Source organism: Nocardia jejuensis NBRC 103114 (genome assembly GCF_001613145.1).
In the GTDB taxonomy this organism is placed as follows: domain Bacteria; phylum Actinomycetota; class Actinomycetes; order Mycobacteriales; family Mycobacteriaceae; genus Nocardia; species Nocardia jejuensis.
Map to the genome: position 1 here is coordinate 23827 of NZ_BDBU01000011.1, position 12557 is coordinate 36383.

Consider the following 12557-nt stretch of genomic DNA (forward strand, 5'->3'; position numbering starts at 1 on the left):
AATGGCCCCCGTGACCCCAGAGGACGTCCGCCGCGCGCGCTTCGGTTTCGCAGCGCCGGGCCGCGAGGCCTACCACCGTGGCCAGGTCGATGCCTTCTGCGCGCGCATCGCCGATTCGCTGATCGGACGCGACAATCTCACCGCAGCGGACATCCGGATGGCCGAATTCGACACCCCCGTCCCGGGCAATCACGGCTACGACTGCGAACAGGTCGACGAGTTCCTCGACCAGATCTGCGTCGACCTGGAGTTCCTGCGCCGCGGCTCGCACCGCATCCCCTCGGGCCGCGAACAGGACCCGCTCACCCACGAAGCCGTCCTGCGCATCCAATTCTCCGCTCCCCCACTGGGTTTCACCGGCTACGTCGCCGACGAGGTGGGCGCGTTCCTGGACCGCCTCGCCGCCACCCTCGCCCACGACGGCCCCAACGGCCTCACCCCCGACGAAGTCCGCGACACCGTCTTCCCCACCGCCACCGGCGCCACCGCCGCCTACCACAAGCCCGAGGTGGACGCTTTCCTGGACCTGGTGGCCCACCAGCTCAAGGCCTCCCGCTGACGCGGACGGCCGCGGGCCGCGCGAGCACATCTCTCGCGGCGCGCGGCCGTGCGACCCGGGAGCACCGACTCAGCCCTGGGGCTTGACACCCTTTGCCGGATCGATGAATTCGTTGGTCACCAGATCCTTGGCGGACAAGCCGTCCGGGACCTGCTGACCACGAGTGCGCAGCAGCGGCACGACCTGGGCGATGGCGCGATCCACCCGCTCGGTGTCGAAATTGCCCAGCGTGCTGTCGGGTCCGTTGCCGACGATCTTCTCCGCGAGTTGCACCTTCACCGAGTCGGTATTGCCCGCCGCGGTGATCGGCGGGCCGTCGGGAATGGTCTGGGAGATCTTCAGCAACGCCTGGTTCGTCGGTTCGGGATCGGTCACATAGTCGATCTCGGCCTGCTGCAGCATCGGCACCAGCTTCTTCAGACAGGGGCTGAGCTCGGCGAGCTGCCCGCTGCGCACCGACCAGGCGTGCGGATAGATCTCGTACCCGGCCTGCTGGACCAGCAGATGACCGGTGGCCTTCTGCCAGCCCTTCACGTCGTGCTCCCAGCGGTACGGCTCATTGGAGACGTAACCCTGCTGCATGACCCGGCCCTTCTCGGCCACGAAGCGGCTGGGCGTGCCGTCGAAGGAGGCGTCGGCCTGTTCCTTGCGCACGTCACCGTGGGCGATCAGGTAGTCCATATAGATCTTGCCCTCGGAGTAGACGACAGGGGCGCCGGAGGCGGCCACGTCCTTCCACGAATCGATCCGATAGGTCGCCGGATCCCACATGAGGATCTGCGGATTGATGTCGAGAGAGGCGAACACGCCGGTCAGCGGGAACTTGGCGGCGGCCTGCACCTGCTCGTCGGTGGGCACCAGTCCGAGGGTGATGCCGGTGTCCTGATACATCTGCGCCGGAACCGGCTGCCCGCCCAGGAACGGGCCGCCCAGGCGCACCTCGACGTTGACGCCGGTATCGCCGAGCGGGCCGACGTACGCGCCCTTCTTGGCATCGACCGTGCCGTTGGGGCCGACGAGCTGATAGGCGGCGGCGCGCTCGGGGGTCGCGTACCAATCGGTTTGGATGACGACGGTGGCGGGACAGACGCCGGCGAGTTCACCCTGTCCGGTGGGCTTGGGTGCTGAATCGCCGCCGCCACAGGCGGTCAACAGGGTGCTGCCCAGCAGAGCGGCAGCGAGCAGGACACGTTTCTTCACGGGCTTTCCTTGGATCTCGGTGTGCGAAAACTGTTGCGGAGCAAAGGTTCAGGTGTGGTTTCCGTGCGCTCGATCGACGCGGCCGGCCAGGAAGTCGAAGACCCAGAACAGGATCAGACCGACCAGTGAGGACAGCAGCAGAGCGGTGATGAGTTCCTCGGTGGCCAGGCGCTGGCGGTAGACGTCGATCATGCGGCCGATTCCGGGATCGCCCTGGCGAAAGAAGAAGTCGGCCACGATGGATCCGATGATGGCCATCCCGCCGGAGATCTTGAATCCCGAGATCATCGCCGGAAGCGCGGCGGGCAGTTGCAATTTGAGCAATCGCTGCCGGCGCGACGCCCCGTGCAGGGTGAACAGGTCGTGCTCGGCGGCCTTCACAGATTTCACTCCGAGCAGAGTGTTGGTGATGACCGGGAACAGCGACACCATCACGCATACGATGACCCGGCTGCCGAACTCGTAACCGAACCAGAATCCGAACAGCGGCACCACCGCCAGCACCGGAATGGTCTGCAGGACCACGGCATACGGATACAGCGAGTACTCCGCCCACCGCGCCTGACTCATGATCACCGCGAACCCGACGCCGAGCACGATCGCCAGCGCCAGGCCGGTCAGCGCGATCTGCACCGTGGAGCCCAGTGCGGACAGGATTTCCGCGCGAGTGCTCGCCTCCAGCAGGCCCTTTCGGAACACGTCCTCCGGCGGCGGCAGCAGGAACCGCGAGTCCGGGGCGATCACGAGGTGACTCGCGACGCTCCAGGCCGCCATCACCAGCAGGAACACCAGCACCGGGGCGACGACTCGAATCGGAGCGATCGCGAACGGCCACAGTGTCTTCCGGCGGGACGGCACCCCATCGACGGTCGCCTCGGGCTCGATTCGCGAGGCGGGCACGGATGTCGGCTCCGGCATCGATTCGCCCTTCGGTCGGGTGTGCAGATCCGCCGGCGACGCCCCGGCCGATGTCGGCGGCTGCGCGTGCCGGTTCGTGAACGCGTGGGTGTCGGCGACAGTCATGCGGCCCTCCCCGCGGCCGGGGCGTGCGCGCGTTCGGCGTCGTGCAGCGCGGCCGACACGGTGGCGGCGATCTCGCCGAATTCGGGGGTGTAGCGCAGTTCCGGGGTGCGCGGGAAGTCCAGGGGGACCGCGATATCCGCGGCCACCCGGCCCGGACGACCGGTCATGACGACGACCCGCGTGGACATGAAGACCGCCTCGGCGACCGAGTGGGTGACGAAGACGCCGGTGAAGGCGGAGCGGCGATACAGGCCACCGACCACCTCGTTGAGACGCTGGCGGGTGATCTCGTCGAGCGCGCCGAAGGGTTCGTCGAACAGGAACACCTCCGGTGCGCCGGTCAGCGCGCGGGCGATGGAGGCGCGCATCCGCATTCCGCCGGAAAGCTGTGCGGGCTTGTGGTTTTCGAATCCCGTCAGGCCGACCAGCTCGATGGCTTCGCGGGCGGCGGCCCGGCGCGCGGCCCTGTCCACCCCCGCGAGTTCGGCGGGCAGTTCCACATTGCGCAGCACCGACCGCCAGGGCAGCAGGGTGGCCTCCTGGAAGACGTAGCCCAGGGTGGCGGCCGCGACGTCCACCGCGCCCGCCGTGGGTTGTTCGAATCCGGAGGCCAGGCGCAGCAGGGTGGATTTGCCGCAGCCGGACGGACCGACCACGGAGACGAATTCGTGTGGGCGGATGGCGATGTCGATGCCGTCGAGCGCGTGTGTGCCGTTCTCGAAGACCAGGGAGACGTTCCGGAACGCGAGGGCCGGGCCGTATACGTTGCCGTCGTGGGCGGCAGCGGGGATATCGGCCCGGCCGTCGCCGGTATGGGCTTGTGAAGCGGTGGGGCTCATGCTTCACAGTTCTATCGGGAGCTCATTTCCGCATGCGGTCCGAACGATTACACGCCTGTTTCGTATACGATCAGTGTGCGACGAGCTGACCATCGCGCGCCACGACACGCCCACGCTTGACCACGAGCGTGCGCACGGGCACCGAAACGACGGCGGCAGCCGGGGTTTCGGCGTCCACCACGAACAGGTCGGCGGCCGAGCCCGCGGTGAGGCCGTAGTCGGTCAGACCCAGTACCTCCGCACCGCCGTAGGTGCCCGCACGCAGCGCCAGCTCGATCTCCGGATCGGCGACCAGGCGGTCCCGGAAGGCGACGGTCATGATGCGCCGCAGCATGTCTCCGTCACCGTACGGGGTCCACAGATCGCGTATGCCGTCGTTGCCCAGTGCCAGCGCCGCACCCGCGGCACGCATGGTGCGCAGCGGCACCACCGGTGCGTCACCGACCGCGCAGGTCACCATGGACACCCCGGCCTCGGCGAGGTCCGCGGCGATCCGCCGCTGCTCGTCCGGAGCGAGTTCGCCCATAGCGTAGGCGTGACTGATGGTCACCCGGCCCGCGAGTCCGGTGGCGCGGGTGCGTTCGATGATCAGGTCGTACTGCCACGCGCCGAGCGCGCCGCGATCGTGCAGGTGGATATCGATCCGCGCGCCGTACTTCTCGGCGAGCCCGAAGATCAGGTCGAGCTGACCGGTCGGGTCGCCGTCGAAACCCGCCGGATCCAGGCCGCCGATCGCCGCCACACCGTCGGCGAGGGCGGCTTCCAGGAGTGCGCCCGTACCGGGCCGGTTCATCAGGCCGCCCTGCGGAAAGGCCACCAGCTGCACGTCCACCCGATCGGCGTAGCGCTCGGCGGCCGCGCGCACCGCCTCGACGCCACGCAATCCGACCTCGGGGTCGATGTCGATATGACTGCGCACATGTGCGGTGCCGCCGGAGATCATGGCGCCCAACAGGTTCGCGGCATACTCGGCGCTGGGCAGGCCGAGTTCGTCACGACGACCCTCACCGTTGTCGATGCGCCCCCGCAGGGTGAGCCCGCCGGTATTGGGCACCCACGGTCCGCCGTACATGGTCTTGTCCAGGTGGCAGTGCGCGTCCACCAGGCCGGGTAGCACCAGCGCACCCGCGAGATCGATCGTGGTGTGAGCGGGGGCGGTGAGGCCCGGGCCGATCTCGGTGATCGTGCCGCCGGTGATCAGGATGTCGGCGGTCCCGAGGGGACTGCCGGGCGTCCAGGGGCGTCCGCCGCGCAGCAGCAGGTCGTTCATCGATACATCCTTCGTTCGGGAATCAGTGGAAGGGTTGGGCGATCAGGCCAGCAGCATCGCGGTGCCCGCACCCGCGCCGAAGAGAATGACCACCGCACGGAAGGCATCGGGCTGCAGCCGATCAGCGAGCTTCGCACCGGCGATGCCACCCACCAGGCAGGCGGGCGCCAAGACCGCGACGGCTCCCCAGTGCACCGGCCCGAACAGTGCCACGGCGATCATGGCGGTCGTCGAGACGGTCAGCGTGAGAACGCTTTTCAGCCCGTTGAGCATGGTGATCGAGGCGTCGATTCCCAGGGCCAGGGCGGTCAGCAACACGATGCCCATACCGCCGTTGAAGTACGCGCCGTAGACCGCACCGAGAAAAACGCCCGCGAACAACAGCAACCGGGAATCACCCTCGCCCCGACGCGCGGACAGTTTTCTGGACAGGAAGGGCTGCGCGGCGAAAAGCGCCGTGGCCGAGAGCACGAGGTACGGCACCAGGGCGGCGAACACCGTGGGCGGTGCGGCCAGCAGGGCGATGACGCCACCGCCCGCTCCGGCCACACCGGTCACGACCAGCGCCGGCAGCAGCGCCCGATGCTCGTCGAGTCGCTTGCGCAGGGCGGCCGCACCGCCCAGGTAGCCCGGCCACACCGACACCGAATTGGTGACCGTGGCCGCGACCGGCGGCAACCCCGTGGCCAGCAGCGCGGGGAACGAGAGCAGGCTGCCGCCGCCGGCGATGGCGTTGCACACACCAGCCCCGAAACCGGCGACGAGCAGCAGTAGTAGATGCGCGGGATCCATGAAATCCTTTCGGACAGAATGTGCAGCGCATCGTATACAAAACGACCCCACCGGGCGAGCCGAACGCAGTCGGGTCGCTTCCGTGCACCCGGGTTGCCGAGAACTGCAGTAGATTTGCGACATACCATCCGGCGGGGCCACGATGGATCGTATGCAACCCCCCTTGTTCCACCGAGTCGACAGGTGAGGCCGTTGTGAGCAGCACCGTCCGCCGCATGACACCGCAGCAGCTGTGCCGTGCCATTCGCGACGACATCGTCCGCGGGGTTTTCGCACCCGGTCAGCGCCTCACCGAGGAGGCCCTGGCCGAGAGTTACGGCGTCTCTCGCGTTCCGGTGCGCGAGGCGCTGCGCATCCTCGAGGCCGAGGGTTTCGCCTCGTCACGGCCGTACGCGGGAGTGTTCGTCGCCGAACTCACCGAGGAGGAGGCGGCCGATCTGCTCGAGATCCGCGCTCGACTGGAACCGCTGTGCGCCTCCCGCGCCGCGGTGCGGCGCACTCCCGAACAACTGGGCCGACTCAAGGAACTCACCGCACTGGGACAGGATGCCGTGCGCGAGGGCCGCCTCGACGAGTTGACCCGCCTCAACAGCCGATTCCACGAAGTGCTGGCCGAAGCGTCGGGCAGCACCCTGCTGCGTCAGCTGATCACGCAGCTGAGCTGGAAGATCGCCTGGGTGTACGCGGTGGAACTGCCGCGCCGCGCCGGTGATTCCTGGGACGAGCACGAACAGATCTGCGCCGCACTGCAAGCCGGTGATCCCGAACTCGCCGCGCGCCTGGTCACCGAGCACATCGCGCACGCGACCTATGCCTACCGCCAGCATCGACAGCCCGAAACCGCTGCGCGCCAAGACACTTCGTAACACCACCGAAGCACGCATCACCCCTGACGGAAACACTCCGGTCGTATACAACCAGTGTCACTATCTGCTCCGGGAGGACGTTCATGGCCGATCTGGTGTTGCGCGCGGCACGCATCGACGACGATATCGACCCGGTCGACATCGCCGTCACCGATGGGCTCATCAGCGAGATCGGCCCCGGACTCGCGACCACGGCGCCGGAGGACATCGACTGCGCGGGACGGGTCGTCATTCCCGGCCTGATCGAATCCCATGTCCACCTGGACAAGGCCTTTCTCGATGCCGAACGCCCCGCGACCGACGGCACGCTCGCCGGGGCGATCGCGATCACCGCCGAGCTCAAGCGCGGCTTCACCGTCGAATCGATCAAGGATCGTGCGCGGCGGGTGCTGGACCTGGCAATCATGAACGGCACCACAGTCATTCGCGCCCATCCCGACGTCGACCCGATCGTCGGGCTGCGCGGAGTGCACGCCGTCGCCGAACTGCGCGAGGAATACCGCGGCATGATCGACATCCAGATCGTCGCGTTCCCGCAGGAGGGAATCCTGCGGGCCCCGGGCACTCTCGCGCTCCTGCGCGAGGCCCTGCGCGCGGGGGCCGACGTGATGGGCGGCTGCACCTATAACGAGCGCTCGGTGCCCGACTGCCGCCGGCACATCGACCTCGTCTTCGAACTGGCCGCCGAATTCGAGGTGCCCGTGGACATGCACGCCGACTTCGCCGATGATGCCTCCGATCCGCGCTTCGCCATGGCCGACTACATCGCCGAGGCCACCACGCGCGCCGGGTTCGGCGGCCGAGTCACCCTGGGCCACATGACCTCCCTGGCCGGGCGAACACGCGAGGACCGGACCGCGACCCTCGCGCGCCTGTCCGCGGCCGGGGTCGCGGTGGTCCCGCTGCCCGCCACCGACATGCATCTGGGCGGTCGCGCCGACACCACCAACGCCCGGCGGGGCATCGCGCCGATCCGCGAGCTCTGGGCGGCGGGAATCACCACCGCCTACTCCTCCAACAACATTCGCAATGCCTTCACCCCCTACGGCAACGCGGATCTCTTGGACATCGGATTGTTCCTGGCTCAGACCTCGCACCTCGCCGGTCCCGCCGACCTGACCAGGGTGCTGGCCATGGCGACCACCGAGGCGTCCCGGGTGATCGGCATCGCCGACAGCTACGGACTGCGGGTGGGCGCCCGCGCGGACCTGGTGGTCCTGTCCGCCACCCGAGTGGCCCAGGCCCTGCTGGACCGCCCGGATCGCTGCTATGTGATCAAATCCGGCCGAATGGTCGCCCGCACCACCAGCACCCGGCAACTGCTCCCCGCCGCGCACGCTGTGCACTGATCCCGTCGCAGAGTCGTTCGCCGGGTCCGCAACGAGGCACGACGTGGGGTGACTGGTTCTCGTGGTCGCGTGTGCCGGGCCGGACCCCGGCCGAGGTGACCCTCGGTCAGAGCGCCTGCGAGGTCAGGATTTCCGAGGCCTCACCAGCGCGGTCGATGAGGGAGCGGTCCGTGCCGGGCGCACCCAGGAAGCACAGGCCCACGGGGATACCGTCGATTCGGCGGACGGGGACGGTGATCGCGGGCAGCCCCGCGATCGAGGCCGGGCAGGTGAGCTGCAGGGTGCGGGCCCGGCCGGTTTCCAGTGCGGCAGCCGGGGTGTCGCGCGGGGGCGGGAGGGTCGCGGTGGTCGGGAGTACGAGGATTCGCTCGGTGAGAGCCGCGCGGAGCTGAGCCGAGGCGACAGCCAGCACGGCGCGCGCGGCCTGGGTCTCGGCGGCGGTGATGGTGGAGGCGTAGGAGAAGCGCTGGGCCACTTCGGGTTCCAGAGCACCCGGGTGGGCGGTGATCCAGGCGCCGTGATTCGCCCACGCTTCGCGCGCCTGGACCGCGCGGAAGGCTTGGGACCAATGCTCGATATCCGCGGCCAGATCGATCGGGGCGGCGTTCAGCCGGCGTGCGGCCGAGAGTGCCGCCTGTGCCAGTGCGGGGTGAGCGAGTGCGCACAGGGCCGGATCCACCACCAGTTGCGCCCGCGCGGTCGGTTCGGGCTGTGGCATCAGGCATTCCGCGACTGACGCGAGCGTGTGCGGGTCGCGGGTGAGCCAGCCGACGGCGTCGAAGGACTGTGCCAGCGGCAACAGGCCCTGCGGGCCGAGGCGTCCGCGAGTGGCGCGAATCCCCCACAACCCCTGGTACGCGCCGGGCACTCGGATCGATCCGGCGGTGTCGGTCCCGAGTCCGACGTGGACCTGGCCGGCGGCCACGGCGACGGCCGATCCGCTCGACGACCCGCCCGGAACACGCTCGGGCGCGGCCGGATTCACCGGCATGCCGTATCGGCCGTTGCTTCCGGTGATGCTGTAGGCGAACTCGTCCGTCTGAGTGATACCGGTGATGTCGGCGCCGTTGTCCAGCAGGGCCGCGACCACGGCCGAGTGAGCGATCTGCGGCTGCGCCGGGTAGTCGCGAACGCCCGCGCCGATCGCGAATCCGGCCACGGCGTACAGGTCCTTCACCGCGACGGTGCAGCCGGTCAGTACGCCCGGCCGGGTGGCGGCGACCAGTGGTGTACCGACCGCGCGCCACACCGTGTCGTCGATGGCAGCCGAATGCGCTGTGTCACAGGCACTATCGCTGCCGTGGTGAACCGCCGCCGACTCGCCGATGTCGGCTGTCCCGCACGCGCACCGCACGTTCATCGGTCGCTCCCGCCGTCGGTGCTCACTACAGCCGCTCGAGCACACGCCGGGCGAAATCACTCGCGGATCGGTGCGTGAAGTCGACGGCTCGGATCTCCCCGTGCACGCCGCGCACCTGATCTACCGCCTGCGAGATGGTGAAATCGCTTGCGGCGCTGAGATACAGATACGCCTGCCGCGGGTCGGCGTCGAACAGGGTGACCACCAGTTCGACGGCATTGCGCACACAGACTTCGAGAGCGCGGTTCAGATCCTCGTCCAGACCGGTGGGGATGAGCAGTCCGTGCCCGGCGGCGAACGGCCCGACCGAACGCCCGAGACCGGCGTTCACCTGTGCGGCGGGAATGACATCGACGGTCAGGCGGGCCCGCAGCGGCGCTTCCAGAGCGGTCAGCGCGACCTCGCCGTTGCCCTGGGCGAAATGGGGATCGCCGATGTAGAAGTGCGCGTCGGGGACCTGCACGGGAAGGAACAGAGTCGCGCCGGGGGTCAATCGCCGGATATCGATATTGCCGCCGTGGTGCCCGGGCGGCACCGAGGACAGCTGCGAGTCGGTATCGGTTGCGACACCGATGATTCCGAGGAACGGGTCCAGCGGGAACGAGGCCTCGTGTGGGTGATCCCGGTGGATCGGCATGGTGCCGAACCACTGTCCGTCGCGCGATCGGACCCGGCAGAACTGACCGTAGTCGCCGTCGAATCCGAGCCGGTGCGCGAGCACCCCTTTCGCGTGCCGGGTGGAGACGACACCGTACGGTGCGCGCATGGTCAGCTCGTCGATGCGCACGGCCAGCAGATCGCCGGGCATCGCGCCCGAGACCGCGATCGGCCCGGTCACGATGTGCGGACCGGCCAGGGCGTCGCGCTTGCGGGTGGCGGTCACCTCGATGGCGTCCTCGAGTACCTGACCGGCCTCGACGCCGTGGTCGCCGAAATAGGCGACCGGATCCGAGCCCTGATCCTCCAGAATGCCCTCGTGGCTGACGGTGTCGATCACGACCGTGTCTCCGGGCGTGATGACGGCGATCGGCGCGTCTCCGGTCCGGGGCAACCGCCCCCACAACACCGCCGACGGCTCGATCGGGATGTAGGTCGCGTCCGCGCCGACTCCCACTCCCCGCTGCAGCACCGGAAACGCCGGGGCGTCCTCCCGCACGATCGACCTCACGCTCACACCTCTCCCACACCGACCCCGCAGTGGTCGGACCATCCGATGTGCTGACCATAGGACAGGCCGACACCCGGCCGCAGCCTGGGAAATCGAACGTAACTCGCCTTTTACGAACCCGAAATAGCCTGCATACGAACCGATTTAGAGTTGAGTCGATGACGACCCCGATTCCTCCGCTTCGCCGGCGATCGCGCAGCATCAGTGTGGAGGTCGCGGCACACCTGGAAGGCATGATCATCAGCGGCGCACTGCGCGCCGGGGATCGCCTGCCCTCCGAACGGGAACTGGCCGCGAACCTGAACATCTCGCGGTCGTCCCTGCGCCAAGCCATGTTCGAGCTCGAATCCAAGAACCTCATCGAACGTCGTCAAGGCCGCGGGAGCACGGTGGCCGACCTGCCCCGCGGCTCGGCCGAACTGCACTGCGGCCTGGGCGATCTCGACATCGAACTCACCCATGCCACCGAACTGCGAGACCTCGTCGAGCCACGCATAGCCCACCTGGCAGCGCTACGCGCGCTCGAATCCAATCTGCTGGCCCTGGATTCGGTGCTGGCCCGCTCGCACGACACCCTCGCCCCCGAGGAATCCCTGCGCCTGGACGTCGAATTCCACGCCGTCCTGGCCCACGCCGCCCAGAATCCCCTCCTGGTCACGCTCTGCACCATGACCACCGACTGGACCCACCGCACCCGCACCCTCTCGCACCGCACCCGCCAGGGCCGCCGCACCTCCCTCGAAGGCCACCACCGCATCTACGACGCGGTGGCCCGCCGCGACGGCCCCGCGGCGTCCGCCGCCATGGAACGGCATCTCCGCGAAGTCCGCGACCTCAGCCTCCCCCGGCCGCGATCGAGTCCGACGCCCATCCGCTGAATCCTCGCAGGCCCCGTTTCACCGTCCGCGCATCGGCGGATAGACCCGAGGTCCCGCACGCGTGAAGGGCTGTGGTAGTTCGGAGTTCGATCGCCGGGGCGCGGAGGGTACGGCCACCTGTGCGCGGACCGCGCCGACGGTAGTCAGTCGTGCAGATCCGGGATGGGTTCGCGGGAACGGACATCGATCGAGCCGAAGACCAGATCGGCGGGCGGGACCAAGCCGAGGTGTTCCCACGCCGCGGCCGTCGCGACCCGGCCGCGCGGGGTGCGCGCGACCAAACCCGCTCGTACCAGGAAGGGTTCGCAGACCTCCTCGACGGTGGCGGACTCCTCGCCCACCGCGACGGCGAGGGTGGACACGCCGACCGGGCCGCCGTTGAAGCTGCGGATCAGGGCACTCAGCACGGCCCGGTCGAGCCGGTCCAGGCCCAGGGCGTCGACGTCGTACACCGCGAGCGCGGCGTGCGCGATCTCGAGGGTGACGATGCCGTCGGCCTTGACCTCGGCGTAGTCCCGCACGCGCCGCAGCAGGCGGTTGGCGATACGCGGCGTGCCCCGGGACCGACCGGCGATCTGCGCGGCGGCGTCCTCGTCGAGCGGGACGCCGAGAATGCGGGCCGAGCGCTGCAGAATGCGTTGCAGCTCATCGGGTTCGTAGAAATCCATATGACCGGTGAAGCCGAAGCGGTCGCGCAGCGGGCCGGTGAGGGCGCCGGAGCGGGTGGTCGCGCCGACCAGCGTGAACGGGGCGATGTCCAGGGGAATGGAGGTCGCGCCCGGCCCCTTGCCGACCACCACGTCGACCCGGAAATCCTCCATCGCCAGGTACAGCATCTCCTCGGCGGGCCGTGCCATGCGGTGGATCTCGTCGATGAACAGGACATCGCCCTCGACCAGATTGCTGAGCATGGCGGCCAGGTCACCGGCACGCTCGAGCGCCGGGCCGGAGGTAAGCCGCAGCGCGCTGCCGAGCTCACCGGCGATGATCATGGCCATGCTGGTCTTGCCCAGACCCGGTGGGCCCGAGAGCAATACGTGATCGGGAGTGCCGCCGCGCAGTGTCGCGCCGCGCAGCACCAGGGCCAGCTGTTCACGCACTCGCGGCTGACCGATGAAGTCCTCCAGGGACTTCGGGCGCAGGCTCGCCTCGATCTCCCCGTCGGAGGGCAGATAGCCCGCGGTGACCGCGGACTGATCGTCGAGCGCACCGGGCAGCGCGTCCTCGGACGGGAAATCCTCGGGCATGAAGTC

The 12557-nt window shown here is 68.9% G+C and carries 12 protein-coding genes; 4 read left to right on the forward strand and 8 right to left on the reverse strand.

Going from position 1 to position 12557, the window contains the following annotated elements; translation table 11 throughout:
• Window positions 1–10 precede the first annotated feature (10 nt).
• Complete coding sequence (locus NJ1_RS08525; protein WP_218025149.1) at window positions 11–559, forward strand: DivIVA domain-containing protein; 549 nt, start codon at window positions 11–13, stop codon at window positions 557–559.
• Between the two features lie 69 nt (window positions 560–628).
• On the opposite strand, the gene NJ1_RS08530 is transcribed toward NJ1_RS08525, so the two are convergent.
• The 5 genes from NJ1_RS08530 to NJ1_RS08550 all read right to left on the reverse strand — a co-directional run bounded on the left by NJ1_RS08530 (window position 629) and on the right by NJ1_RS08550 (window position 5683).
• Entirely contained in the window at window positions 629–1759 is a 1131-nt protein-coding gene (locus NJ1_RS08530; protein ID WP_084477886.1) for a hypothetical protein, read from the reverse strand.
• A gap of 48 nt (window positions 1760–1807) precedes the next feature.
• Entirely contained in the window at window positions 1808–2782 is a 975-nt protein-coding gene (locus NJ1_RS08535) for an ABC transporter permease (protein WP_157573841.1), read from the reverse strand.
• Window positions 2779–3621, reverse strand: a complete 843-nt coding sequence (locus tag NJ1_RS08540) for an ABC transporter ATP-binding protein (protein WP_084477887.1) — start codon at window positions 3619–3621, stop codon at window positions 2779–2781. The genes NJ1_RS08535 and NJ1_RS08540 overlap by 4 nt, the downstream gene beginning before the upstream one ends.
• Window positions 3622–3691: 70 nt before the next feature.
• Complete coding sequence (locus tag NJ1_RS08545; protein ID WP_067689936.1) at window positions 3692–4891, reverse strand: amidohydrolase; 1200 nt, start codon at window positions 4889–4891, stop codon at window positions 3692–3694.
• 42 nt (window positions 4892–4933) lie between these two features.
• Window positions 4934–5683 carry a sulfite exporter TauE/SafE family protein gene (locus NJ1_RS08550; protein WP_067689938.1) on the reverse strand — a complete coding sequence of 250 codons (750 nt, stop codon included), beginning with the start codon at window positions 5681–5683 and terminating at the stop codon, window positions 4934–4936.
• A gap of 194 nt (window positions 5684–5877) precedes the next feature.
• Here NJ1_RS08550 and NJ1_RS08555 point away from each other — a divergent pair, with 194 nt between their 5' ends.
• Window positions 5878–6549, forward strand: coding sequence for a GntR family transcriptional regulator (locus NJ1_RS08555; protein ID WP_218025150.1), 672 nt, complete (start codon window positions 5878–5880; stop codon window positions 6547–6549).
• A gap of 83 nt (window positions 6550–6632) precedes the next feature.
• Window positions 6633–7898, forward strand: coding sequence for an amidohydrolase family protein (locus NJ1_RS08560; protein WP_067689941.1), 1266 nt, complete (start codon window positions 6633–6635; stop codon window positions 7896–7898).
• Window positions 7899–8004: 106 nt separating this feature from the next.
• Here the strand turns inward: NJ1_RS08560 and NJ1_RS08565 are convergent, their stop codons facing one another.
• Together NJ1_RS08565 and NJ1_RS08570 are read right to left on the reverse strand one after the other, a co-directional pair.
• On the reverse strand, window positions 8005–9258 hold the full coding sequence (locus NJ1_RS08565; protein ID WP_084477889.1) for an amidase family protein: 1254 nt from the start codon (window positions 9256–9258) through the stop codon (window positions 8005–8007).
• Between the two features lie 25 nt (window positions 9259–9283).
• Entirely contained in the window at window positions 9284–10426 is a 1143-nt protein-coding gene (locus NJ1_RS08570) for an acetamidase/formamidase family protein (protein WP_218025151.1), read from the reverse strand.
• A 158-nt stretch (window positions 10427–10584) separates the two neighbouring features.
• Here NJ1_RS08570 and NJ1_RS08575 point away from each other — a divergent pair, with 158 nt between their 5' ends.
• Window positions 10585–11304 (forward strand): FadR/GntR family transcriptional regulator, encoded by a 720-nt coding sequence (locus NJ1_RS08575; protein WP_067689943.1) that lies wholly within the window; start codon window positions 10585–10587, stop codon window positions 11302–11304.
• Window positions 11305–11447: 143 nt separating this feature from the next.
• Here the strand turns inward: NJ1_RS08575 and ruvB are convergent, their stop codons facing one another.
• Window positions 11448–12551 carry a Holliday junction branch migration DNA helicase RuvB gene (gene ruvB, locus NJ1_RS08580; RefSeq protein WP_067690195.1) on the reverse strand — a complete coding sequence of 368 codons (1104 nt, stop codon included), beginning with the start codon at window positions 12549–12551 and terminating at the stop codon, window positions 11448–11450.
• Window positions 12552–12557: the final 6 nt, after the last annotated feature.

What these genes read in the sequence shown, in the direction of transcription:
- NJ1_RS08535 (WP_157573841.1), bottom strand. Translation starts at nt 2,782, where the DNA reads ATGACTGTCGCCGACACCCACGCGTTCACGAACCGGCACGCGCAGCCG.
- NJ1_RS08550 (WP_067689938.1), bottom strand. Translation starts at nt 5,683, where the DNA reads ATGGATCCCGCGCATCTACTACTGCTGCTCGTCGCCGGTTTCGGGGCT.
- NJ1_RS08545 (WP_067689936.1), bottom strand. Translation starts at nt 4,891, where the DNA reads ATGAACGACCTGCTGCTGCGCGGCGGACGCCCCTGGACGCCCGGCAGT.
- NJ1_RS08560 (WP_067689941.1), top strand. Translation starts at nt 6,633, where the DNA reads ATGGCCGATCTGGTGTTGCGCGCGGCACGCATCGACGACGATATCGAC.
- NJ1_RS08540 (WP_084477887.1), bottom strand. Translation starts at nt 3,621, where the DNA reads ATGAGCCCCACCGCTTCACAAGCCCATACCGGCGACGGCCGGGCCGAT.
- NJ1_RS08575 (WP_067689943.1), top strand. Translation starts at nt 10,585, where the DNA reads ATGACGACCCCGATTCCTCCGCTTCGCCGGCGATCGCGCAGCATCAGT.
- ruvB (WP_067690195.1), bottom strand. Translation starts at nt 12,551, where the DNA reads ATGCCCGAGGATTTCCCGTCCGAGGACGCGCTGCCCGGTGCGCTCGAC.
- NJ1_RS08565 (WP_084477889.1), bottom strand. Translation starts at nt 9,258, where the DNA reads ATGAACGTGCGGTGCGCGTGCGGGACAGCCGACATCGGCGAGTCGGCG.